Raw genomic sequence first — 23,126 nt, 5'->3', positions numbered from 1 at the left:
GCAGCAGGGTGTCGACCTCGCGACGGTGACCGGCAGCGGTGTCGGTGGCCGCATCCGCAAGGAGGACGTGCTCAAGGCTGCCGAGGCCGCGAAGTCCGCCCCCGCCGCGGAGGCCGCGCCCGCCGCCGCCGCGCCCGCCGCACCGGTCGAGGTCTCGCCGCTGCGCGGAACCACGCAGAAGACGTCGCGCCTGCGCAAGGTCATCGCCGAGCGGGCGGTCGCGTCGATGCAGGCCACCGCGCAGCTCACCACGGTCGTCGAGGTCGACGTGACGAAGGTCGCGGCGCTGCGTGATCGTGTGAAGGGCGAGTTCCAGCAGAAGACGGGCGACAAGCTGTCGTTCCTGCCGTTCTTCGCCCTCGCGGCCGTCGAGGCACTCAAGGCGTATCCGATCATCAACTCCACGGTCGAGGGTGACGAGATCGTCTACCCGGCCCACGAGAACGTGTCGATCGCCGTCGATACGGAGCGCGGCCTGCTCACCCCCGTCGTCAAGGACGCCGGTGAGAAGAACATCGCCCAGCTCGCTCGCGAGATCGCTGACCTCGCGACGCGGACGCGCGACAACAAGCTGAAGCCCGACGAGCTCGCTGGGGGCACGTTCACGCTGACCAACACCGGTTCGCGCGGCGCGCTGTTCGACACGCCGATCGTTTTCCTCCCGCAGTCGGCGATCCTCGGCCTCGGCGCCGTCGTCAAGAAGCCGGGTGTCGTCTCGGTCGACGGCAAGGACGCGATCTCGGTCCGTTCGTACGCGTACCTCGCACTGTCGTACGACCACCGCATCATCGACGGCGCGGATGCCGCCCGCTTCCTCGGCGCGGTGAAGACCCGCCTCGAGGCGGCGCAGTTCGAGGGCGACCTCGGCATCTGATCCCCGCCTGATCGGCCTCATGATGGCTGGTCCGCGACGTCTCTGACGGAGCGGACCAGCCATCGGTCGTTCTCCCGTACGAGGGTGACGTACTGAGTGCGGTCCGCCCCCGTGAGGCGGATGACGGCGAGCCCACCGAAGTCGTCCACGACCTCGAGTTCGGCGCCTGCGGGGTCGAGGAGCGCGGGCTCGCCGGGGTCCTCAGGCGCCTCGCGCAGCGTCGAGGCGCATTCGACATCGGGGCACGCCGCGAGCTGCTTCAGAACCTGCGGAGCCGCGGAGCGAACGTCGTCGTCCGCGGATGGGCCCGCCATCACGGGCGGGGTCGCCGTCGCTGACGGAGCCGACGGTGAAGCGGTCGCCGTCGGCGAAGCGTCCGACGGGCTTGCCGCGGGAGAAGCCGTCGACGAGAAGACGGAGGACCCGGGCGACAGCGACGCGACGGGAACAGGTGTCGTCGTCTCCGAGGGTGCCGCGGGGATCGATGACGCCCCGACCACGACGAGCGCGGCGACCCCCACCGTCGAAAGGACGAGGCCGCGACGCGACGCGCCGCGACGCAGCACGCGGCGCACTCCGTCGAGGAGCGGTGGGCGAGCGGCATCCGCGGATCCCTCGGCCTCGACGTGCGGCGGCCCGGCGACCTGCGGCTCGCCCGGGGTGAGGGGACCGAGCACGATGGGCTGCGGCTCGACGACCGCCAGCAAGCGCCGCTCCCCGATGTCCCACGCCCGCGGTGGCTCGGTGAGCACAACGTCATGCAGTCGGGCGAAGCCGGGTCGCACGTCGGCGTCGACGAGGGTCACGAGCTCGTCGAGAATCCGTGCCGTCGCGGCGAGCACATCATCGGCATCCGGGTCGGGGACGAGCACGGGACGCCCCTCGGCGGTGAGGCGCCACTGTCCGCCCCGCGCGCGCAGGGAGGCATCGGCGCATCCGCGCACCACAGCGATCGCGATGGTCGCCGCCTCGCCGGGCGTCAACGGCAGAGTGCTGCGTCGACGCCGGTGCAGGTATCCCTCGAGGCTGTCGATCGTGGTTGCGGGGTGAGCGGTGCGCATCCCCCGATACTCGCGAGGTCCAGACACCCGAGTGCGCATCCACGGCCTGTTTCGTGGACGGATCCACGAACCTGCCACGTGGGGAGGAGCGATGCCGGGCGCGAAGATAGAATCGATCCCATGGCCGCTCGCACCTCCACCCCCGAGAAGCGTCCGGGATTCTTCTCCCAGCTTCGCACCCTGTACACCTTCACGCAGAAGGAGTACCGCTGGCTCCCGTTCGCGCTCGCCGGCATCGTCCTGGTGGGTATCGGACTCGGCGTCCTGGTCGGCTTCCTGATCCCTCCGGTCGCCATCTGGAGCGTCATCCTGTGGGGTGTCACGGGCCTGCTCGCCGGCATCCTGGTCGCGATGATCATGATGACGCGACTCTCGACGCGCGCGATGTACCGCAAGATCGACGGCATGCCCGGCGCCACCGGCCACGTGCTGTCGTCGTCGCTCGGCCGCAACTGGCAGGCCTCCGAGACGCCCATCGCCGTGAACCCCCGCACGCAGGAGGCCGTCTACCGGGCCATCGGCCGGGGCGGCGTCGTCTTGATCGGCGAGGGCTCGCGGACGCGCCTGGGTCGCCTGATCACCGAAGAGCGCGGTCGCGTCCAGCGCGTCGCCGCCGGGGTGCCGGTCACCGTTCTCTACGTCGGCCACGGCGACGACGACGTGCAGATCAAGAACCTCGCGTCGGCCATCAAGTCGCTGCCGAAGAAGGTCGACCGCACCACGCAGGCCGCCGTCATCAAGCGCGTGTCGTCGGTGTCCCAGGGGCTGGCGTCGCTGCCGATCCCGAAGGGCGTGGACCCGACGAAGATGCGCGCTCCGCGTCCCCGCTGACCTCACACGAAAAGGCCCCGCACACCGCGGGGCCTTTTCCGTCTGTCAGCTGCGTACGAGCACGGTGCCGACGGCCTTGTCGTGCAGACCGCGCTGATCGGCGTCCCACACCACCGCGGGGATGATCAGAGCGAGGAGCAGCGTGCGCACGATCGGCCGCCACAGACCCACCCAGCCGCCGGATGCCAGCTCGAGGCGCATCCCGAGCAGCCGGTGTCCGGGGCTCCCCCCGATCAACGGGATGAAGACGATCTGCACGAGGAAGAAGATGAGGTTCGTCGCGATCGGGTTGGCGAACGGGATGCCGGTCACCGGATCGGGTGTCGAGAAGAAGGCGTAGCCGATGAGTCCGGCGCTCGCGACATCGATGAGGAGCGCGGCGACGCGGCGACCCGGCCGGGCGATGGAGCCGCGTCCCTCGCGGGGAAGGCCGAGCCGTTGGCCCGGATATTCGTTGTCGACGGGGACGGTCACCCCTCCAGCGTAATCGGGGCCGCGTAACATGCCCGAAACATGCGAGATATCGCAGAGACACCGGTTCTGGGTATGGTCGAGGAGGCTGGCCGAGCCTGGCCGATCCCGAATGTTCTACCTCTGGAGTCTTCATGTTCAAAGATTCGTCCGAGGTGCTGAAGTTCATCCAGGACGAGGACGTCAAGTTCCTCGACATCCGTTTCACGGACCTTCCTGGTGTGCAGCAGCACTTCAACATCCCCGCCTCGACCGTCGACGAGGAGTTCTTCACCGTCGGACAGCTGTTCGATGGCTCGTCGATCCGCGGGTTCGCGAACATCCACGAGTCGGACATGCAGCTCATCCCCGACGTGACCACGGCGTACCTCGACCCGTTCCGCGAGGCGAAGACGCTCATCATGGTCTTCGACATCTACAACCCGCGCAACGGTGAGATCTACTCGAAGGACCCGCGTCAGGTCGCCAAGAAGGCCGAGAAGTACCTCGCCTCCACCGGCATCGCCGACACCGCGTTCTTTGCCCCCGAGGCCGAGTTCTACATCTTCGACGACGTCCGCTACGAAGTGAAGCAGAACTCGAGCTTCTACTCCGTGGACTCCGAAGAGGGCGCCTGGAACACCGGTCGCGAGGAAGAGGGCGGAAACCTCGCCAACAAGACCCCCTACAAGGGTGGCTACTTCCCCGTCTCGCCCGTCGACAAGCAGGCCGACCTGCGCGACGACATCAGTCTCAAGCTGATCGACGCCGGTCTCATCCTGGAGCGCGCGCACCACGAGGTGGGCACGGGCGGTCAGGCCGAGATCAACTACCGCTTCGACACGATGGTGCACGCGGCTGACGACATCCTGAAGTTCAAGTACATCGTCAAGAACGTCGCCAACGAGTGGGGCAAGGTCGCGACCTTCATGCCGAAGCCGCTGTTCGGCGACAACGGTTCGGGCATGCACACCCACCAGTCGCTCTGGAACGACGGCAAGCCGCTGTTCTACGACGAGACCGGCTACGGCGGGCTTTCGGACATCGCGCGCTGGTACATCGGTGGCATCCTGGCTCACGCCCCCGCCGTGCTCGCGTTCACGAACCCGACCCTCAACAGCTACCACCGTCTGGTGAAGGGCTTCGAGGCTCCGGTCAACCTCGTGTACTCGGCCGGTAACCGCTCCGCGGCCATCCGTATCCCGATCACGGGCACGAACCCCAAGGCCAAGCGCATCGAGTTCCGCGCGCCGGACGCCTCGGGCAACCCGTACCTCGCGTTCGCGGCGCAGCTGATGGCCGGCATCGACGGCATCAAGAACCGCATCGAGCCGCACGAGCCCGTCGACAAGGACCTCTACGAGCTCCCCGCCGAAGAGGCCAAGAACATCCCGCAGGTTCCGAACTCGCTGCTCGACTCGCTCGAGGCCCTGCGCGCTGACCACGAGTTCCTGCTCGCCGGTGGCGTCTTCACGCAGGAGCTCATCGACACCTGGATCGAGTACAAGATCGAGAACGAGATCCAGCCGATCTCTCAGCGCCCGCACCCCTTCGAGTACGAGCTGTACTTCGGGGTCTGATTCCGAGGGGTCTTAGGGACCGCACTCCCGGTTTCCGAGGCCAGCAATTTACTGAGCCCCAGGCGGCAGTTGCCGTCTGGGGCTCAGTCTATCTCTGGACGTTTACGGACGGCTACGGGCAGTAAACGGACAGGTTTTCGGACGGGACGGACGACCGCTTCTGCGGTGCCGTCAGCGGCCGCGGCGCGGCCAGGTTGACCGACAATCAAGCCGCGTCGTGTGACGATGCGGTCACACCGCATTGACCCACGGCCCGTCCGGTCGACGGCGCCGTTACCTGTTCACTGACGTGACCGGGTCCGTAGTCACGCCCGATAGCCGATCACCGTGGTCATGCCGGTTTCTGCGTGGTAGATGTTGTGGCAGTGGGCGACCCAGAGGCCGGGGTTGTCGGCGTCGAAGTCGACGGTGAGGGTCTGTTTCGGCAGGATGATCGAGGTGTCCTTCCGGGGGCCGCCGTCTTGATGCTGGTAGGTGTGACCGTGCAGATGGAAGGGATGCCACATCGTCGTCTGGTTGTCGATCGTGAGCCGGACACGCTCCCCCTGCCGGATCTCATGTGCGCCTCGGAGCGGGTCCCTCATGTCGAAGCGGCGGCCATCGACGCCCCAGTCGTAGGCGGCCATGCTTCCGGTGAGCGCGATGGAGATCTGCCGATCGGGCCCCCTTGTCGGCAGCGTTACCTCACCGGCTGCCCTGAGTAGGTCTGCGGTACCGGCGCGGTCGCTGTCCAGTTCCGGGACGCTTACGTCGACTGCAGGCACCGAGCCGTCGCCGGTACGGACGAGCGCGAAGCCGCGGTCGCGCTTGCCTTCGGCTTGCGCGATCAGGGGGAAGACGCCATCTGCAAAGGTGATGACCGCGTCGTAGCGCTCTCCCATGCCGATGAGGATGCTGTCGACTTCGGTCGGAGTGACGGGAAACCCATCCGTGTGAGTGATCGTGAGCGTGTGTCCGCCGACTACGACGCGGAATGCGGTGTCGCTACCGGCGTTGATGATCCGAAGCCGAATCCGCTGACCAGGCGAGGCAGTGAACTGGGCGGGGTCCCCAGCCGGTTTCCCGTTGATGAGGTAGGTCGGGTAGTAGACGTCACCGGCGTCGCCGCCGAGTAGGTCGGACGTGGCGCCCATGAGCGTGTTGCCCATGCGCATGAACATATCGCCTGTCATCGTTCCCATCCCCCGGCTCAACTCGGCGAGGACCTCGTCGGGAGTAGCGGTAACGCCGTCGAGCCAGTCGTCGAGGATGATGACCCATTCGTCGTCGTAATCTCCGGCCTCGGCAGGATCCTCGACGATCAGTGCTCCGTAGAGGCCGCGGTCCAGCTGCACCCCGACGTGAGGGTGGAACCAGTAAGTTCCAGGGTCGGAGGCGATGAACTCATAGTCGAAGCTCTCGTCGGGCCGAATGGGCTGCTGGGTGACTGGCGGTACGCCGTCCATGTCGTTGCGCAGTGCTAGCCCGTGCCAGTGCACGGAGGTGTCGGTGTCCAGCTGGTTGCGCACGGTCGCTTTCAGCGTGTCTCCAGCGCCGAGACGGATCACGGGGGCCGGGATCGAACCGAACGCCCAGGTGGCTGCGGTGGTCCCGGCGAGGTCAAGCGCACTGGGTGCGGCGGTCAATGTCGCGGTGGTGACCTTGCCGGTGCCTCCGCGACGGCGTTCGGCCTCCCGCACGGGGGCGCCGTCGGGCTGCACCCAACTCGCAGCGGGAGCGCAGGAGGCCAGAGCAATGGTCGCGAGGGTGCCGACGCTAACGCCGAGGAACGCTCGTCGTGTGAGCAGGAAGCGGGTACGCGGGTCTGATGGCACAGTCATCGGTGTTTCCTCTCGGGTCGCATGGGGTGGCGGTGAGTTTCGTCTTGCCCGTCCGAGTCGGGCGTTGCGTGTTCGGCGTCGGTTCGTGGGACGGTAGTTACTGCGGCGATTCCCGCCGCGGAGGATTGGCGCCGGGATCCCGCTGCGAGCAGGGCCATCGAGATCAGCACGATGACGATGCCGATCCAGCCCCACAGACCGGGGTCTTCCCGCAGGACCACCAGGGACAGGAGCACGCCGAACACCGGCACGAGCAGGGTCCACGCAGTGAGGATGTCCAGACGGGCACGTCGGGTTTCGGTGAACCAGGCGACTGTCGTCGCGGCGGTGCCGACCAGCGACAGGAACAGGAGGGCGAGAAGGAACGGGATGCTCCAGTAGATCCTCGGGGGGCCTTCCGCGAAAGCGGCGGTGCCAGCGAGGAGAGCCCCTCCGATGAGCAGTTGCGCGGCGGCTACGAATCGCGGGTCCGCCTGCACGATCCGCCCGATGAGGGTGCCGGCAGTCGTAGCGGCCGCCGAGGTCAACGCGATCCACACCCCGCCGCCAAGCCCTACCGGCAACACGATGACGACCAGCCCGGCGAAGCCGAGGGCGATGGCGACGATGGCGACGGGGGTGGGGCGTTCGCGGTAGATCCACCACGCGGGCAGAAGGATGAGGATCGGCTGAGCGTTGGCGAGCACCGACGCGATTCCGGTAGACAGTCCGGTTGCAGCGCCGAACATCGTCGCGAACGCCACGGCGATGTTTACCGCTCCGAGGCAGACAACGAGCACCCAGGTCCGCGGGTCGCGCGGGATCGGCACCCGCTGGATGCCGATGAGCAACGCGAGGGCGGCACCAGCGATGAGGGCCCGCAGCGCCGCGAGCCACAGCACCGGCGCGTCCTCAAGGGCGATGGTGATGGCGACGAAACAGGAACCCCAGGCTGCCGTGATCCACAGCATCCGCCAGGGCCGAGGATGTCCGACTGGGGTGGCACGCAGCCACTGGTGGGCGACGGTCATGACGGATCGCGGGGACCATTGCTGATCTCACCGTCGGCGGCGCCGCCATCCTGGCGAGCGCCGCCTGCGTGGTCGTGATTGGTGTGATGGCTGCCGCCGGGGTGGCCGTGGCCGAAGAGGTGCATCGCTGCCATGCCAATGATCGCCACATATGGGAGGGCCGCGAGCACGTGCGGCAGGTGGTCGATGAACAGATAGATAACGATTCCGACGACGGCCAGGCCGATGATGGCCCAGGCAGACAGGGGCATCCGTCGCCGCGGCGCAGCGACACCTGGTTCCTGACCGGGGTGCGGATGCTGGTCATCGGTCATGGTCGGAGTCCTCCGGAGGGGTGAGAAAGTCCTGGCGCATGCCAAGGCTCCTGTCAGTGAGGCGGATCGACGTCTCGGCATCGGTGACGGTGCCGGAGAGGGCGCGGATCGCGTCGATGGTCTCGGGCACGACGATGGCCTCGTTGCAGACCTGGTAGGCGAGGTACGCTTCGTTGCCGGTGACGGTGACCAGGTCTTCCCAGATGGCGACTTCCCACATGTCCCCTCGGGGCCGGCCGAGGTCGCGCATCAGCTCGATCGTGGAATTGAGGGCGACCAAGCCGTCGGACATGCGGATGAAGGCTATGCGGGGCGCGGCACGGAGGGCGCCCAGCACCTCATCCCGGGCGGCTTCCCGGGATAGTTGCAGTGTCCAGAAGTGGGTGTGCGTCTGGGTGTGGGCGCCCTTGGCGGCGATGGTGACGACATCCAGGCCCGGGAGAACGGTCTGCGCGTCGGGACCTTGGTGGGAGGGGATGGTCGGCTCCGGGACCATCGTGTTCATGATGCCGCCCAGGTGCGACTCCCACGGGTCGGTGGCGCGGCGGATGAGCACTCCGCGGGCGCGCTGAAGCAGCCCCGCCGTGTCCAAGGCGCCTAGGACACGAACGATTGGCTCTGTCAGTCTGTTTTGGCCCCGGGGTGACGGCTAGGAGTGGCCCCACTTTCTGACTTGCCGGGGCGGTTCTGACGGTTTGATCTGGCCCCACCCGAGCGTGTGTTTCGTGTTGCTTCAGGATGAGCGGGCCCGGCAGGGGTCGAAAGTGGAATTGTTCGCGGATATCCGGCGTGCCTCGCGCGTTGACGGGCTATCAGTGCGCGCGTTGGCAGACAGGTTCGGGGTGCACCGTCGCACGGTGCGGCAGGCGCTGGCGTCGCCGGTTCCGCCGCAGCGGAAGACTCCGACGCGGATGTCGCCTCGGCTGGGGCCGTACAAGGCGGTGATCGACGCGATGCTCACGCAGGATCTGGACGCTCCTCGCAAGCAGCGGCACACGGCGACAAGGGTTCTCGCGCGGCTGGTCGACGAGCACGAAGCGACGGGACTGTCCTACTCGACGGTCCGCGACTACGTGCGCGTACGTCGTGCTCAGATCGACGCCGCCGCCGGGCGCCGCGTCGAGGTGTTCGTCCCGCAGGAGCACGCACCTGGTGAGGAAGCCGAAGTCGATTTCGGCGAGGTCTGGGTGATCCTGGCCGGGGTGAAGACGAAGTGCCACATGTTCACGTTCCGGCTCTCGCACTCGGGGAAGGCGGTGCACCGGGTGTACTCGACGCAATCGCAGGAAGCGTTCCTCGAGGGACACATCGACGCGTTCGACGAGATCGGTGGGATCCCGACCCTGCACATCCGATATGACAACCTCACGGCCGCGGTGCAGACGGTGCTGTACGGGAAGGGCCGTAGTCGGATAGAGAACGACCGGTGGGTGCTGTTCCGCTCGCATTACGGGTTCGACTCGTTCTACTGCCAGCCCGGGATCGATGGCGCCCATGAGAAGGGCGGCGTCGAAGGCGAAGTCGGTCGGTTTCGTCGCACCTGGCTTTCTCCGATGCCGGTCATCGACTCGCTCGCCGAGTTGAACGAGCAGATCCGCCGGTGGGACGCGCGCGACAACGAGCGGCGTATCAACACCCGGATCCGCACTGTCGGGCAAGACTTCACCGACGAACAAGCACGCCTTGCGTCATTGCCAGGCGAGCTGTTCGACCCTGGCCTGGTGCTCTACCCGCGGGTAGACCGTTCGAGCCTGATCACCGTGCGGATGGCGAGGTACTCCGTGCCCGCCCGTCTGATCGGGCGAAAGGTGCGCGTCTCGTTGCGGGCGTCTGAACTTGTGGTGTTCGATGGCCACGCCGAGGTCGCTCGGCACGAGCGGGTCGTGGCCCGCGGCGGCGAATCGATCAACCTCGACCACTACCTCGAGGTCCTCAGACGCAAGCCCGGCGCGTTGCCCGGATCCACCGCGCTGGCCCGTGCACGCGAAGCCGGCGTGTTCACGACAACGCATGACGCGTTCTGGCAGCAAGCGCGGAAGGTCGACGGCGACAGCGCCGGCACAAGGGCGCTGATCGACGTGCTCCTGCTCCACAGGACCATGCGAACCGTTGACGTGATCGCAGGGATCCGTGCCGCGCTCACGGTCGGGGCGGTGTCTGCCGACGTCGTCGCGGTCGAAGCCCGCCTGCACGCGGCCGGGCCCGAGTCAGACCGTCATCGCGTTGAACAACCGCGACGTGATGTGCAGCGAGTTTTCAGCCTCACCCAGCGTCGCCTCGCGGATCCGGCCGCGGTGATCGCCGGACTCCCAGCCGACCGGCGGCCGCTGCCATCCGTCGCCCACTACGACGAACTCCTCAGCCGACGTCCCGAACCGGAACCGCCGGTCACCGATAAGAGAGAAGGAATCACCGGAACATGACCACTCCCACCAACGTCACCACGACCCTGCGTCGACAGCGCGGGCTGACCGAAGAAGCCGCCGCGGCCGCCGTTGACCAAGCCTGCCGCAGGCTCCGCCTACCCACCATGCGGGCCGTGATGCACGAAGCGATCACGGCCGCGGAACGCGAGCAGCTGACCTACCAAGGCTTCCTCGCCGAACTCCTCCTCGCCGAGTGCGACGACCGGGACCGAAGGTCCGTGGTCCGCCGCGTGTCCGCAGCCGGGTTCCCGAGGAACAAATGGCTCGGCGACTTCGACTACGACGCGAATCCGAACATCAACCCGGCGACGATCCATACCCTCGCGAACGGGGACTGGATCCGCCGCGGCGACCCGCTCTGCTTGATCGGGGACTCCGGCACCGGGAAGTCGCACCTGCTCATCGGCCTGGGCACCGCCGCAGCTGAGAAAGGCTTCCGCGTCCGATACACCCTCGCCACGAAGCTCGTGAACGAGCTCGTCGAAGCCGCCGACGAGAAACAGCTCACCCGTACCATCAACCGGTACGGCCGCGTCGACCTGCTCCTGATCGACGAGCTCGGCTACATGGAACTCGACCGGCGCGGCGCGGAACTCCTGTTCCAGGTCCTCACCGAGCGCGAAGAGAAGAACTCCGTCGCGATTGCATCCAACGAGTCATTCAGCGCTTGGACGAAGACCTTCACCGACCCGCGCCTGTGCGCGGCGATCGTGGACCGGCTCACGTTCAACGGCACCATCATCGAAACCGGCACCACCTCCTATCGCCTCAACTACACCCGTCAGCGGCAGTAGCGATCCGAAAGCCATTCAGAGGTAGCGGCAGATGGACTCCGGTGTGCAGGCTTCGGACGCCGTAGCGGCCGCGTGCGCTCGAAGCTCGGCAATGCTCCCTCGCAGGGCGTGCAGCTGCTCGAGCTGCTCGTCGATCTCCACGAGTCGGCGGTCAAGGAGGTCCCGCACATGCGCGCACGGCGAACGGCCCGCGTCGCGAACATCGAGGATCTCCGCGGCCTGCGCAAGGGTGAGGCCCGCCGCGCGGGCCCGGCCGATGAACGCGAGCCGTTGCACCGTCTCGTCGCCATAGCTGCGGTACCCGGCCGGTGTGCGCTCCGGCGGCGGCAGCAGTCCGCGCTCCTCGTAGTACCGCAGCGTCGACGGCCTCGTCCTCGCCTTCTCCGCGAGCTCTCCGATCCGCATTGTGACACCTCCACCAACGGGCTTGACCTTCAAGCATGCTTGAAGGTCCATTCTGACGGATGTGACCGCGCAAGCGGCCCGGTTCACCCGAGGAGGCATCATGACGCAGCACAGCGAGTTCGATCTTGCGGTGATCGGCACGGGCGGGGCGGCGATGTCCGCCGCGATCCACGCCCGACTCGAAGGGGCCAGCGTGGTCGCCATCGAACGCGGCACCCTCGGCGGTACCTGCGTGAACGTCGGCTGTGTGCCCTCGAAGACGCTCCTCGCCGCCGCGCACACCCGCCACGCCGCCCTCGCGAACCCGTTCCCCGGCGCCCCCACGTCCGCCGGCACTGTCGACCTCGGCGCCCTCGTGCGGCAGAAGGATGACCTCGTCGGCATGCTCCGCCAGACCAAGTACGCCGACATCGCCGCCGCCTACGGGTTCGACATCCTCCCCGGCGCCGCCACATTCACCGACCCGGCAACCCTCCTCATCGACGAACGACCGGTTCGTGCCAGGTCGTATCTCGTCGCCATCGGCGCCGAACCGCACGTCCCGGCCATCCCCGGGCTTGAGCACGTCGACTACCTCACCTCGACCACGGCAATGGAACTCACCGAGTTGCCCGCCTCGCTCGTAGTGATCGGCGGCGGCTTCGTCGGCCTCGAACAAGCCCAGCTCTTCGCCCGCCTCGGCGTGGCCGTCACCATCATTGGCCGGCTCGCCCCGCACGCCGAGCCCGAACTCTCCTCCGAACTCCGCAAGGCCTTCCTCTCCGAGGGAATCACCGTCGTAGGCGACCGCGCCGCCACGATCATCCAGGACGACGGCGTGGTGCGGGTGCGCACCCGCACCGGCAAGGCGGTCACCGGAGAACGCGTCCTCATCGCCACCGGACGCACACCACGCGCCAACGGGCTCGACCTCGCCGCGGCGGGCGTCGCGACCGACGACCGCGGCTTCATCATCGTCGACGAGCAGCAGCGGACCACGAACCCGGTCGTGTTCGCCGCCGGCGACGTCACCGACGTGCCCCAGTACGTGTACGTCGCCGCGATGGCCGGGAAGATCGCAGCCCGCAACGCCCTCGGCCACCACGAACAGGTCGACTACACTGGGCTGCCCTCCGTCCTGTTCACCGCGCCGCAGCTCGGCTCCGCCGGCATCACCGAAGCCGAAGCCATCGCCGCCGGATACCGGTGCGCCTGCCGATACCTGAGGCTGTCCGATGTGCCCCGAGCCATCACGAACCACAACACCCGCGGCGGCATCAAGATCGTCGCCGACGCGGACACCGGCAAAGTCCTCGGCGTCCATGCCCTCGCCGAAACCGCCGGCGAGATGATGCTCGCCGCGACCTACGCCATTAAAGCCGGATTCACCGTCACCCAACTCGCCGACACGTGGGCCCCGTACCTCACCATGGCCGAAGGCATCCGCCTCACCGCGAACCTCTTCCGCAACGAACTCCCCACCTCCTGCTGCGCCTGACAGCAGACAGCGCCCCACATCGAACCGACGCCTCGACGGGGCCACTTCAAAACGTCACCCCGGGGCCAGATCAGGTTGACAAAGTCAAACGATGCTGGTCGTATTGCAGGACACCACCCGGGTGCTGTCGCGGCCGAGGGCGGTGACGTAATTGGCTTGGGCGACGAACGAATGCCCAGTGGTGGCGTGGGATTCGCCACCCTGCAGCACCGCTTTCACCCCAGCCCCGCGGTAGCGCTCGAGGTTGCCGGCCGCGACATGCTTGGGGGTGGTGTCGACGATCACGTCGCACTGCGCGAGCAGCTCGTCGAGGCTTCCGCGGACGGTCACGCCCGCGTCGTGCATACCTTGGCGCGCCTCAGCGGTGGAGGCGAACACGGGCAATCGGTTCGCGGCGGATTTGATGCGCCAGTCGGTGACGATGTCTGCGACGCCGATCAGGCGCATGTCCGGCTGGAGGAGGATCGCGTCAGCGACGCGCTTGCCGATGACGCCATAGCCGTTGACGCCGACCCGGATGGGGTTCATGAGTGTGCCTTTCTGAGGGGATGCGGGGGGCGCGGTCGTCGTCGTCGCCGCGCGGTCCATCGCAGATAGCCGCCGAGGGCGGTGACCACGCCCGCGCCGGCACCGATCAGGCCGGTGGCCAGGCCGAAGCCATGCCTCTCCAGAACCGATGCGATGCGCCGGTATCGGCGCCGGTGCGCGCTCATCGAGACTCCTTGGAGACGGAGCGTGTTCTGGCATCAGCTGAGCGGACGGCGAACACCTTCGTTTCGCCAGCGGAGAGCTGGCCGCCGTCGCTGCCGACGCGCAGGCGGATGGCCGGGGCCGTGGTCGGGTGGGCGTGCAGTTCTAGAGCGCTTCGGCCGAGAGTCACGTCCAGAAGGTGGTCGCGATATCGGACCTGGAACGCGACTCGGGTCAGGTGCGGGGGGAGGCGCGGCGCGAAGGTCAGCTCGTCGTCGCCGACCGTCATGCCGGCGAAAGAGCGGACAGGCAGATCTACCGTGCCGGCCATCGCGCCCAGGTGGATCCCTTCACGAGTCGTGCCGCCCTGGGAGTCGTCGAGGTCGGCGATCAGGGCTTCGCGGAACGCGATCCACGAGCGTGCAGGGTCGATACCGGCCAGGACGGAGGCGTTCACGACGCGGCTGAGCGTAGAACCGTTGGCGGTTCGGGCCAGGTAGTAGTTGACGGTGCGGACCAGGTCGGCTTCGGAGAACGGGTAGCCGAGGGCGGCGAGCTGCTTACGGAGTCCGTCGCGGCCGAGAAGATAGACGAGCATGAGGACGTCGGGCTGCTTGGCGAGCTTGTACCGATTGGTGCTGTCGTTCTCGGATTCGAGGATGAGATCGAGTCGGCCGATGTTCCCGTACTTGTCGCGGTAGTGACCCCAGTCCAGCTCCTCCAGGTCCTCATAGCCGTCGAACTGGGTGAGGATCCCATCGGCGTGGAACCCGACGGTGAGCCGTCTGCTCAGGCGTGCCCACAGCGCGATCTCGTCGTCGGTGACGTTGAGCCGGTCGCGGAGGCCGTCGGCGTGGTAGCCGGTCAGGACTCTCAGCGTGCCGCCGGCCCGCTGGGCGACCCAGGAGGCCAGGACATTGGTGTAGGTGTTGTCGCGCAGCCCGGCGCCGGGAGCGTCCGGCGGGCCATCATGGAACTCGTCGGGACCCATCACTCCGGCGATGTGGAATCTGTCCGTGGTCGGGTCGTGTTCGGCGAGGGAGGCGAACAGGCGGGTCACCTCGATGATGAGCTCGGCGCCGCGCTCGGCGAGCCAGTCGAGATCGCCGGTGGCCTGATAGTGCTGCCAGGCGTTGTGGGCGATGGCGAGCCCGACGTGACGCTGGCGACGTGAGTTGTCCGGCATCCATCTGCCGGAACGCGGGTTGTAGAGCGCGGTGGGCGTCTCCTCGCGGCCGTCGCTGCCGCTCTGCCAGGGAAACAACGCCCCGCCCAGGCCGGCGGCCGTCGCGGCTGTGCGAGCTTCGTTCAGGCGCCGCCACCGGTACTCGATCAGCGACCGGCTCACTTGCGGGGCACGGGTGTCGAGGATGGGCAGCACGAAGACCTCGTCCCAGAAGACGTGACCTCGATACCCCTCACCGTGCAGGCCGCGTGCGGGCACCCCTGCGTCGAGCGCGGTGGTGTGAGGGGACAAGGTCTGCAGCAGGTGAAGGACGTGCAGATTCAGCACGAGCTGACTGTGCGTATCGGCGTCCAGCGTCACCGCGAACAGGTGCCAGAGGCGTCGCCATTCCGTCTCGTGCCGTTCGAGAAGCCCTGCGACATCCTGGCCGCTCCTCTCGAGCAAGTTGAGGGCGGCGGCACTCGGTTCGCTGATGGCTCGGTCGTGGGAGGTGAAGATCGCCGCGGTCTTGGTGAGAGTGACCGCTCGGCCGCGTTCCAGCTCGACGCGGAACTCTCGCGTTGCCTGCGAGGCCGTTTCGGTGAGGTGTTCCGTCACGGCGGCGGCACCGGTCAGGCGCGTGCGGACGGCGGTGACGATACGGATCCGGCTCTGCCGGGTGTGTGTCTCGCACACGGTGACGTCGTCGGCGTGGCTGAACGCCGGCGGGGCGAGGTGTGTGGTGTCCGAACCGATATAGGCGGCCACGTTGGAGTTGCGTACCCCCGCGTCGACTCCTGCTCGCAGGGTGAGCGTGCCGTTCCAGTCGGGTGCACTCATCGTGGTCTCCAGGACGGCCAGGTGAGGGTCGTCCATGGAGATGAAGGACCTCTGCACGAGGAAGAGCTGATGCCCGTCCGGGCCGGCAAGGACGGCGCGGCGTGTGATGAGCCCGCGTCGGAGGTCGAGCTCGCGTCGTTCGCTGAGCGTCGGCGCCTGTCCGGAGGAAAGCCATGGTCCGTCTCCGATTCGGAGGTCCACCGGAAGCCAGTTCGGTGTGTTGACGAGGTGTTCTTCTTCGACAGCGCGGCCGTGGATAGTGCTCATCAGTCGGTTGTAGACGCCAGCGAGGTAGGTGCCCGGGTAGTGGATGCCGTCGTCGTGGTGCTCGGGACGTGTCCCTCGCGTCACCAGATAGCCGTTGCCCAGCGCGGTGAGCGTCTCCCGGTGCCCCTCGTGCGCGGGGTCGAAGCCTTCGTAGACCAGCTGCCAGGGATCCGTCGTGGAGAGGCCCAGATCCAGCTCGCCGACATCGTTGAGCACAATGTCGGCGCCCGCGGCTTCGAGTTGCTCGCGCTGTTCGGCGCGGTCGATTCCGACGACGAGCCCGAAGCCGCCGCGTTGGCCGGCTTCCACGCCGGCGACTGAGTCCTCGACGATCGCAATGCGAGCGGGAGGAACGCCGAGGCGGCGTGCTGCCTCGGCGAACATGTCGGGGTACGGCTTGCCCTGCAAGTGATGCGTGAGCGCGGTTTGGCCGTCCACGACCGTGTCGAAGGCGCCGGTAAGACCGGCTGTGTCCAGCAGTTGCTGCGCATTTCGACTCGCGGTGACCAGACCGGCCGGTATGGCCGCGTCCCGCAGGCGCCGCAGCAGTGCTGCCGTGCCCGGATAGACCCGCAGTCCGCGCGTGCGCAGCTCGGCAAGGAAGAGTGCGTTCTTGCGCGCGGCGATCCCGGCGATCGTCCATGCCGACGGTGGGTCGTTGGATTGCCCGGCATCCAGCCTGACGCCGCGGGCGGCGAGGTATCTCGCCACTCCGTCCTCTCGGGTCCGCCCGTCCACGTATCGCCGATAGTCAGCCACCGGGTCGAAGGTGTTCTGCGGATCATCGACGTGGACGCGCGGATCTCGCAGCACCTCGTCGAACAGCTGCTTCCACGCGGCGGCATGGATGGCGGCGGTGTTCGTCACGACGCCGTCCAGGTCGAAGAGGACTGCGTCGTAGGTGGTGTCAAGACGATGAGTCCTCTGCGCCTGCGATCGCCGATCGGCCCTCATCGTGACGCACCGTGAGGGTTCATGACGCGCCGCCGGACGCCGAGGCCGTTGTGGGCGTGCTCGCGGTTGCCGGATCGGCCGGGGCGGGCAGGCGCAGCCGCTTCAGAAGGAGCGCGTTGACCGCGACGATGACGCTGGAGCCGGACATGCTGATGGCGGCGATCTCTGGGGTGAGCATGATCCCGAAGGCCGGGTAGAACACTCCGGCAGCGATGGGCAGCGCGATGGCGTTGTATCCGATGGCCCAGCCAAGGTTCTGCCGCATCTTCCGTAGCGTTCCCTTGCCGATCTTCAGCGCGATTGCGACGTCCAGCGGGTCGGAGCGCATCAGCACGACGTCGGCGGTCTCGATCGCGACGTCGGTGCCGGCGCCGATCGCGATGCCGAGGTCCGCCTGGGCGAGGGCGGGCGCGTCGTTGACGCCGTCGCCGACCATCGCGACCTTCTTGCCGGCCTTTTGCAGCTCGGCGATCTTCGCGGACTTGTCCTCGGGGAGCACGTCGGCGATGACCGTGTCGATGCCCAGCAGCGACGCGATCCGTTCGGCGGTGGGCTTGTTGTCGCCCGTGAGCATCGCCACCTCGATACCCTGCTCATGCAGCGCGTCGATCGCAGCTCTTGCGGTGTCACGGGCGGCATCGGCAAGGGCGATGACCCCGGCGATCTTCCCGTCGACAGCGAACATGATCGCGGTGCGACCACCGTTGGCGAGTTCCTGCTGCTGCGCGTCGACCGCGCTGGTGTCGATGCCCTCGGATGCCATCAGCCGGGCGTTGCCGAGGACGACCTGCCGGCCGTCGACGGTCGCGATCGCCCCTTGCCCGGTGACGTTGCGGAATGCCGTCGCGGTCCGCCGAGGGATGCCGCGTTCGTCGGCATAGGTCACGATCGCTTTCGCCAGCGGGTGCTCGGACTCTCGCTCGAGCGCCGCGGCGAGGGACAACAGCTCCAAATCGTCCATGCCGACCGGGAGGTAGTCGGTGACCTCCGGTTCACCCTTGGTGAGGGTGCCAGTCTTGTCCAGCACGACTGTGTCGATGCGGGCGGCGGTCTCGATCCCGGAGGCGTTCTTGAACAGCACGCCGCGCTTGGCGCCCAGGCCGGTGCCGACCATGATCGCGGTCGGTGTCGCGAGTCCGAGAGCGTCGGGGCAGGTGATGACCACGACGGTGATGGCGAACAGGATCGCCATCGGCACGTCCATCCCGGCGAGGAACCAAACCAGGAAGGTGAGGGTGCCGCCGATCAGGGCGACCAGGACGAGCCAGAACGCGGCCCGGTCGGCAAGACGCTGGCCGGGTGCCTTGGAATTCTGCGCCTCCTGCACGAGCTTGACGATCTGCGCGAGCGCGGTGTCGGCGCCGACCTTCGTTGCCCGCACTCGCAGCGTGCCGACGGTGTTCACGGTCGCGCCGATGACCTCTGAGCCGGGCGCCTTCTCCACCGGCATGGACTCGCCAGTGACCATCGACTCGTCGACCTCGGACTCCCCCTCATCCACGGTGCCGTCGGTGGGGATCTTCGCCCCGGGGCGGATCAGCATCAGGTCGCCAGGGACCACCTCGGACGTGGGGATCTCCACCTCCTCACCGCCACGGATGACGACCGCGCGGGCGGGGGCGAGCTCCAGTAGGCGGCGGATGGCGTCGTTCGCCCCACCGCGGGCGCGCATCTCCACCCAGTGCCCTAGCAGCACGAAGGTGGCCAGCACGGTCGCGGCCTCGTAGAACACCTCGCCGCCGCCGGTGAGGGTGATGATCAGGCTGTAGATCCAACCGGCGCCGACGCCGACCGCGACCAGCACCATCATGTCCAGCGTGCGGGCGCGCAGGGCACGGTACGCCCCGTCGAAGAAGATCCAGGCCGAGTAGAAGATCACCGGCAGTGACAGGATCAGCATGAACACGTCATCGCGCAGCCCGAACGGGGCCGGCACCTCGAACCCGATCACCTCCCGGCCGATCGGCGACCACAGGGTGATCGGGATCGACAGGATCAGCGCGACCAGGAACCGGTTGCGCATGTCGCGGATCATCGCGTCCATCGACATCCCGCCGTGCCCGCCGTGGCCCATCATCTCCTGCGCACTGTGCCCGGACGCCTCCGTCCCGTGATCGTGCCCGTCCGCGGCGGTTGCCGGATGGCCAGCATGCTCATCACCCGCGCCCGCCGCCGGGTGGGCGTGCTCGCCAGCGACCGCGGTACCAACGTGATCGTGTCCGTCCGCTGCGATTGCCTGATGGCCTTCATGCCCCTCGTGCCCGTCGTGCGGTTCATGGCCAGCATGCTCGGGATGCCCGCCGTGATCGGTGCGCGCCTCGTGGCCCCCGTGGCCGACATGCGTGTCGTGCCCCTGCGTGGTCGCGTGGTCGTGCGGCTCGTGGGTGGGGTCGCAGATGTGGTCGGGCACGGACTGCCCGGCGCAGTGGTACCCGCATTCGATGACCCACTGCTGCAGGTACGCGACGGAGGTGGTCTGCGGATCGTAGGTGACGGTCGCGGTCTGCGAGACGGGGTTCGCGTCGACGCTGATCACACCCGGTTGGCGGGCCAGGTGGGCTTCGGTGACATTCTTCGAAGTCGCGCGGATCATGCCGCTGACCTGCAACGTCACGGTCTTGGTGTCGTTCATTGGTGTTCCTTCCCGATGGCGAGGTCGGTGGTGCCGGGATGGGGCCATTGCCAGTCGGCGACGGCGGGGATGTCGGTGCCGTGCTCGCGAGTGTGGGCGCGGGCGCGCAACCGGGCGTCCTGCAACTCCTGACGCAGTTCGGCGCGACGTGCGGCCAGGCCTGGGACGTGGTCCAGAACGTCGATCGCGAGCCGGTACCGGTCCAGGTCGTTGAGCATGACCATGTCGAACGGGGTCGTGGTGGTGCCCTTCTCCACGAAGCCGTGGACGTGCAGGTTCTGGTGCCCCGCGCGCTTGTACGTGAGCCGGTGGATCAGCCACGGGTAGCCGTGGTAGGCGAAGATCACCGGCTTGTCGGGAGTGAAGATCGCGTCGAACTCCCTATCCGACAGTCCGTGCGGGTGCTGGTCCTCGGACTGCAGACGGGTCAGGTCGACGACGTTGACGACCCGCACGCTCAGCTCCGGGATGTGCTCGCGCAGCAGCGCGGCCGCGGCGAGGGTCTCGAGGGTGGGCACGTCTCCGGCAGCGGCGAGGACGACATCCGGCTCGGTGGCTTCGGTCTCGGTGCCGGCCCAGGGCAGGATGCCGAGCCCGCGGGTGCAGTGCTCGATCGCCTCATCCATGGTCAGCCACTGCGGGGCGGGCTGCTTGCCGGCGACGACGACGTTGATGTACCCGGTGGAACGCAGGCAGTGGTCGTAGGTGGACAGCAGGGTGTTCGCGTCGAACGGCAGGTAGACCCGCACGACGTCGGGGCTCTTGTTCAGCGCGACGTCGATGAAGCCGGGGTCTTGGTGGCTGAATCCGTTGTGGTCCTGCCGCCAGACGTGACTGGACAGCAGGTAGTTGAAGCTCGGGATGGGCTCCCGCCACGGCACATGCCGGGCGGCTTCGAGCCACTTGGCGTGCTGGTTGAACATCGAGTCGACGATGTGGGTGAATGCCTCGTAGCAGTTGAACAGCCCGTGTCGCCCGGTCAGCACGTAGCCTTCGAGCCAGCCCTGGCATTGGTGCTCGCTGAGCACCTCGATCACGCGGCCGGTCGGGGCGAGGTGCTCGTCTACCGGGAGCACGGCCGCGTTCCACTGTTTGCCGGTGGCTTCGTAGACGGCGGGTGCGATCCGGTTGGAGGCGGTCTCGTCGGGTCCGAAGATGCGGAAGTTGTCCGGGTTGTCCCGGATCACATCGGCAAGCCATTCTCCGAGCACCCGAGTCGCCTCCGCCGATGTGGCGCCCCGCCTATCCGGGTGAACCAGGTGGGCGTACGCGCGGAAGTCACCGAGGCGCAGCGGGACGCTCAGCTGCCCGCCATTGCCGACGGGGTTCGCGCTCATCCGCCGCGCGCCGTCTGGCGCGACCGCGACCGTCGCCGGGAGCGGGGCGCCGGCGGCGTCGAAGAGTTCGTCGGGACGGTAGGAGCGAAGCCAGTCCTCGAGGATCCGCAGATGCTCCGGGTTGTCGCGGACCTCGGCGAGCGGGACCTGGTGGGCGCGCCAGGTGCCCTCCACGGGGAGCCCGTCGATGACCGGCGGGCAGGTCCAGCCTTTCGGGCTGCGCAACACGATCGCCGGCCACACTGGCCGCCCCTCCAAAGTTCCGTTCGCGGCGCGGCCCTTGATGTCGGCGATGCGGTCCAGCACCGTGTCCAGCACTCCCGCGAACCGCGCGTGAGACTCCCGCGGGTCCTCGTCGTCGAAGCCGACGGTGACGACGAACGGCTCGTGACCGTAGCCGCGCAGCAACGCGACCAGCTCCTCCTCGGGGATGCGGGACAGCACGGTCGGGTTGGCGATCTTGTAACCGTTCAGGTGCAGGATCGGCAGGACGACGCCGTCGTGGGCGGGGTTGAGGAGCTTGTTGCCGTGCCAGGCCGTGGCCAGCGGCCCGGTCTCAGCCTCCCCATCGCCGATCACGCACGCGACCAGCAGGCCCGGGTTGTCGAACGCGGCGCCGTAGGCGTGCACGAGGGAGTACCCGAGCTCCCCGCCCTCGTTGATCGACCCGGGCGTCTCCGGGGACGCGTGCGAGGGGATGCCACCGGGGAAGGAGAACTGCCGGAACAGCGCCCGCAGCCCGTCCTCGTTCTGAGCGATCTGGGGGAACAGCTCCGTGTAAGTGCCGTCGAGATAGGCGTTGGCAACCATCCCCGGCCCGCCGTGCCCTGGCCCCGTGACGTACAGGGTGTCCAGGTCGCGGTCGATGATCGCCCGGTTCAGGTGCGCGTAGAGGAAGTTCAGCCCCGGGGTCGTGCCCCAGTGCCCCAGCAGCCGCGGCTTGATGTCGTCACGGGTGAGGGGCGTGCGCAGCAGCGGGTTGCCCTGCAGGTAGATCTGCCCGATGCTCAGATAGTTCGCCGCGCGCCACCACGCGTCCACCCCGGACAGGGTTTCCGCGGTGAGCGGGGTGGTGTGGCGGACCCAGCGGGTCGATGTCGTGCTCATGGTCGGTGTCCTCCGGATCCGCGGCTGCAGCGGCCGCCGGGTGTGATGGTGTTCATGATCGTGCTCCTGACGGGAGGACCACGGTGGCTTCGGTGCCGCGCATCCACACGACGCCGCGGTCGTCGACGAGCACGATCGCGCCGTCGGCGGTGGTGCCGAGCGCCTGGACGGTGCCGCTGGCCGTTCCGGACCTCTCCCAGCCGGCGCCGTTGAGGCGCCAGAGGGCGCCGTCAGTGTCGACGCCGACCAGCCCGCCCGCCGGATCAGACTCCAGCAGGTACAGCAGCGGCGCGTCGGGGACAGGGGCGAAGGTGGCTCCGGCATCGCGGCTCTCCTGGACCCCATCCTGCGTCGCCGCGTAGAGGGCGCCGTCGAGTGTGGCGGCAAGGTCGACGGCAGGCAGATTGGCGCCGTCGACCCAGGTGGTTCCGCCGTCGGGGCTGGTGCGCACGGTGATCGAGCTGGACCCGATCCCGTAGATCGCCTCGGCGGTGGCGGTGAGGACGTGGAAGTCTTCCTGCCCGGTGAAGGCGACCGGCTCCCAGGTGGCGCCGGCGTCGATGCTGCGGACGATGCCGAGGTTGTGCTCACCGAGCTCGGTCGGCGTGGCCGGTCCCGGGTGCCCGGATGCGTAGAGCGTGTCGCCGTGGGCGGTGAGGCCCATCGCGTCGAAGTCGTTGCCTCCCACCGGGCCTGCGAGCACGCCGGCGGCAGTGAGCGTGTACAGGCCCGTGTGCGCGCCGAGCAGCACGGTGCCCTCACCGAGGTTGATGATGCCGTGCACATGCCCGAACGCAGGCTCGGTCGGTGCGGGCGCCGGGGCGGTAGAGCCCGCGCAGCCGGCCAGGAGGAGCCCGACGGCGACGATTGCCGCCGCGGCGACGGTGATGGTTTGGCTTCTCATGCGATGGCTCCGATGAAGAGAACAGTCGCCACGGACAGGATGATCAGGGCGAGGAGGATGGCCACCAGGGAGGCGGCCAGGGTGCGGGACGTCATGACGGGGGCCTTTCGACGGGTCACGCTGCCGGTTCCTGGAAGCGATGGCCTGGCGGGTCGCCGGGGCTCGGGCGGAGCCGGCTTGGTGTCGGC

At 68.0% G+C, this 23,126-nt stretch carries 19 protein-coding genes; 6 read left to right on the top strand and 13 right to left on the bottom strand.

Annotated features, from left to right (window positions below; translation table 11 throughout):
• A partial coding sequence (locus tag FE256_RS12375) for a 2-oxo acid dehydrogenase subunit E2 (protein ID WP_171024323.1) occupies positions 1–874 on the top strand: 874 nt, incomplete at its 5' end.
• Positions 875–891: 17 nt separating this feature from the next.
• Here the strand turns inward: FE256_RS12375 and FE256_RS12370 are convergent.
• The gene (locus FE256_RS12370) at positions 892–1,935 is read right to left on the bottom strand and encodes a hypothetical protein (protein WP_138176054.1); all 1,044 of its coding nucleotides are present in this window, start codon (positions 1,933–1,935) and stop codon (positions 892–894) included.
• 120 nt (positions 1,936–2,055) lie between these two features.
• Between FE256_RS12370 and FE256_RS12365 the strand changes: the two genes are divergently transcribed.
• Positions 2,056–2,766 carry a DUF4191 domain-containing protein gene (locus tag FE256_RS12365; RefSeq protein WP_138176052.1) on the top strand — a complete coding sequence of 237 codons (711 nt, stop codon included), beginning with the start codon at positions 2,056–2,058 and terminating at the stop codon, positions 2,764–2,766.
• A 45-nt stretch (positions 2,767–2,811) separates the two neighbouring features.
• Here FE256_RS12365 and FE256_RS12360 read toward each other — a convergent pair whose 3' ends face one another.
• Entirely contained in the window at positions 2,812–3,270 is a 459-nt protein-coding gene (locus FE256_RS12360; protein ID WP_138176050.1) for an RDD family protein, read from the bottom strand.
• Positions 3,271–3,371: 101 nt separating this feature from the next.
• On the opposite strand from FE256_RS12360, the gene glnA reads away from it, so the two are divergent.
• The gene (gene glnA, locus FE256_RS12355) at positions 3,372–4,796 is read left to right on the top strand and encodes a type I glutamate--ammonia ligase (protein ID WP_138176048.1); all 1,425 of its coding nucleotides are present in this window, start codon (positions 3,372–3,374) and stop codon (positions 4,794–4,796) included.
• 305 nt (positions 4,797–5,101) lie between these two features.
• On the opposite strand, the gene FE256_RS12350 is transcribed toward glnA, so the two are convergent.
• The 4 genes from FE256_RS12350 to FE256_RS12335 are packed head-to-tail and all read right to left on the bottom strand — an operon-like array spanning position 5,102 to position 8,553.
• Positions 5,102–6,616 (bottom strand): multicopper oxidase family protein, encoded by a 1,515-nt coding sequence (locus FE256_RS12350; protein WP_138176046.1) that lies wholly within the window; start codon positions 6,614–6,616, stop codon positions 5,102–5,104.
• Positions 6,613–7,626 (bottom strand): DMT family transporter, encoded by a 1,014-nt coding sequence (locus tag FE256_RS12345; RefSeq protein WP_138176044.1) that lies wholly within the window; start codon positions 7,624–7,626, stop codon positions 6,613–6,615. Before FE256_RS12345 ends, FE256_RS12350 begins: the two co-directional genes overlap by 4 nt.
• Entirely contained in the window at positions 7,623–7,940 is a 318-nt protein-coding gene (locus FE256_RS12340) for a DUF2933 domain-containing protein (protein WP_212743518.1), read from the bottom strand. The genes FE256_RS12345 and FE256_RS12340 overlap by 4 nt, the downstream gene beginning before the upstream one ends.
• Positions 7,930–8,553, bottom strand: coding sequence for a type II glyceraldehyde-3-phosphate dehydrogenase (locus tag FE256_RS12335; RefSeq protein ID WP_289508583.1), 624 nt, complete (start codon positions 8,551–8,553; stop codon positions 7,930–7,932). The genes FE256_RS12340 and FE256_RS12335 overlap by 11 nt, the downstream gene beginning before the upstream one ends.
• A gap of 115 nt (positions 8,554–8,668) precedes the next feature.
• Here FE256_RS12335 and istA point away from each other — a divergent pair, with 115 nt between their 5' ends.
• Complete coding sequence (istA, locus tag FE256_RS12330; RefSeq protein WP_138176056.1) at positions 8,669–10,363, top strand: IS21 family transposase; 1,695 nt, start codon at positions 8,669–8,671, stop codon at positions 10,361–10,363.
• A complete protein-coding gene (gene istB, locus FE256_RS12325) occupies positions 10,360–11,160 on the top strand; it encodes an IS21-like element helper ATPase IstB (protein ID WP_138176042.1) in 801 nt (266 codons plus the stop codon). The genes istA and istB overlap by 4 nt, the downstream gene beginning before the upstream one ends.
• Before the next feature lie 15 nt (positions 11,161–11,175).
• On the opposite strand, the gene FE256_RS12320 is transcribed toward istB, so the two are convergent.
• Positions 11,176–11,565, bottom strand: coding sequence for a heavy metal-responsive transcriptional regulator (locus FE256_RS12320; protein ID WP_138176040.1), 390 nt, complete (start codon positions 11,563–11,565; stop codon positions 11,176–11,178).
• Between the two features lie 100 nt (positions 11,566–11,665).
• On the opposite strand from FE256_RS12320, the gene merA reads away from it, so the two are divergent.
• The gene (gene merA, locus FE256_RS12315; protein ID WP_138176038.1) at positions 11,666–13,042 is read left to right on the top strand and encodes a mercury(II) reductase; all 1,377 of its coding nucleotides are present in this window, start codon (positions 11,666–11,668) and stop codon (positions 13,040–13,042) included.
• 84 nt (positions 13,043–13,126) lie between these two features.
• Here the strand turns inward: merA and FE256_RS12310 are convergent, their stop codons facing one another.
• The 6 genes from FE256_RS12310 to FE256_RS18390 form a co-directional block, all read right to left on the bottom strand.
• On the bottom strand, positions 13,127–13,570 hold the full coding sequence (locus FE256_RS12310; protein WP_138176036.1) for a type II glyceraldehyde-3-phosphate dehydrogenase: 444 nt from the start codon (positions 13,568–13,570) through the stop codon (positions 13,127–13,129).
• 181 nt (positions 13,571–13,751) lie between these two features.
• A complete protein-coding gene (locus FE256_RS12305; RefSeq protein WP_138176034.1) occupies positions 13,752–16,958 on the bottom strand; it encodes an HAD-IA family hydrolase in 3,207 nt (1,068 codons plus the stop codon).
• A 19-nt stretch (positions 16,959–16,977) separates the two neighbouring features.
• A complete protein-coding gene (locus FE256_RS12300) occupies positions 16,978–19,590 on the bottom strand; it encodes a heavy metal translocating P-type ATPase (protein WP_138176032.1) in 2,613 nt (870 codons plus the stop codon).
• The gene (locus FE256_RS12295; protein ID WP_138176030.1) at positions 19,587–22,034 is read right to left on the bottom strand and encodes a phosphoketolase family protein; all 2,448 of its coding nucleotides are present in this window, start codon (positions 22,032–22,034) and stop codon (positions 19,587–19,589) included. Before FE256_RS12295 ends, FE256_RS12300 begins: the two co-directional genes overlap by 4 nt.
• A gap of 52 nt (positions 22,035–22,086) precedes the next feature.
• Positions 22,087–22,938, bottom strand: a complete 852-nt coding sequence (locus tag FE256_RS12290; protein ID WP_138176028.1) for a F510_1955 family glycosylhydrolase — start codon at positions 22,936–22,938, stop codon at positions 22,087–22,089.
• Positions 22,935–23,126 (bottom strand): hypothetical protein (locus FE256_RS18390; RefSeq protein WP_212743517.1); only part of this gene is annotated, 192 nt, incomplete at its 5' end. The genes FE256_RS12290 and FE256_RS18390, both read right to left, overlap by 4 nt.

The organism is Microbacterium sp. 5K110 (genome assembly GCF_005774735.1).
GTDB lineage: Bacteria > Actinomycetota > Actinomycetes > Actinomycetales > Microbacteriaceae > Microbacterium.
This window is presented reverse-complemented; position numbering and strand designations above follow the sequence as displayed.

Coding starts and splice junctions, on each gene's coding strand:
- istB (WP_138176042.1), top strand. CDS start 10,360: ATGACCACTCCCACCAACGTCACCACGACCCTGCGTCGACAGCGCGGG.
- FE256_RS12300 (WP_138176032.1), bottom strand. CDS start 19,590: ATGAACGACACCAAGACCGTGACGTTGCAGGTCAGCGGCATGATCCGC.
- merA (WP_138176038.1), top strand. CDS start 11,666: ATGACGCAGCACAGCGAGTTCGATCTTGCGGTGATCGGCACGGGCGGG.
- FE256_RS12345 (WP_138176044.1), bottom strand. CDS start 7,626: ATGACCGTCGCCCACCAGTGGCTGCGTGCCACCCCAGTCGGACATCCT.
- FE256_RS12365 (WP_138176052.1), top strand. CDS start 2,056: ATGGCCGCTCGCACCTCCACCCCCGAGAAGCGTCCGGGATTCTTCTCC.
- FE256_RS12360 (WP_138176050.1), bottom strand. CDS start 3,270: ATGTTACGCGGCCCCGATTACGCTGGAGGGGTGACCGTCCCCGTCGAC.
- FE256_RS12340 (WP_212743518.1), bottom strand. CDS start 7,940: ATGACCGATGACCAGCATCCGCACCCCGGTCAGGAACCAGGTGTCGCT.
- FE256_RS12310 (WP_138176036.1), bottom strand. CDS start 13,570: ATGAACCCCATCCGGGTCGGCGTCAACGGCTATGGCGTCATCGGCAAG.
- FE256_RS12305 (WP_138176034.1), bottom strand. CDS start 16,958: ATGAGGGCCGATCGGCGATCGCAGGCGCAGAGGACTCATCGTCTTGAC.
- FE256_RS12290 (WP_138176028.1), bottom strand. CDS start 22,938: ATGAGAAGCCAAACCATCACCGTCGCCGCGGCGGCAATCGTCGCCGTC.
- FE256_RS12320 (WP_138176040.1), bottom strand. CDS start 11,565: ATGCGGATCGGAGAGCTCGCGGAGAAGGCGAGGACGAGGCCGTCGACG.
- FE256_RS12370 (WP_138176054.1), bottom strand. CDS start 1,935: ATGCGCACCGCTCACCCCGCAACCACGATCGACAGCCTCGAGGGATAC.
- glnA (WP_138176048.1), top strand. CDS start 3,372: ATGTTCAAAGATTCGTCCGAGGTGCTGAAGTTCATCCAGGACGAGGAC.
- FE256_RS12350 (WP_138176046.1), bottom strand. CDS start 6,616: ATGACTGTGCCATCAGACCCGCGTACCCGCTTCCTGCTCACACGACGA.
- FE256_RS12295 (WP_138176030.1), bottom strand. CDS start 22,034: ATGAGCACGACATCGACCCGCTGGGTCCGCCACACCACCCCGCTCACC.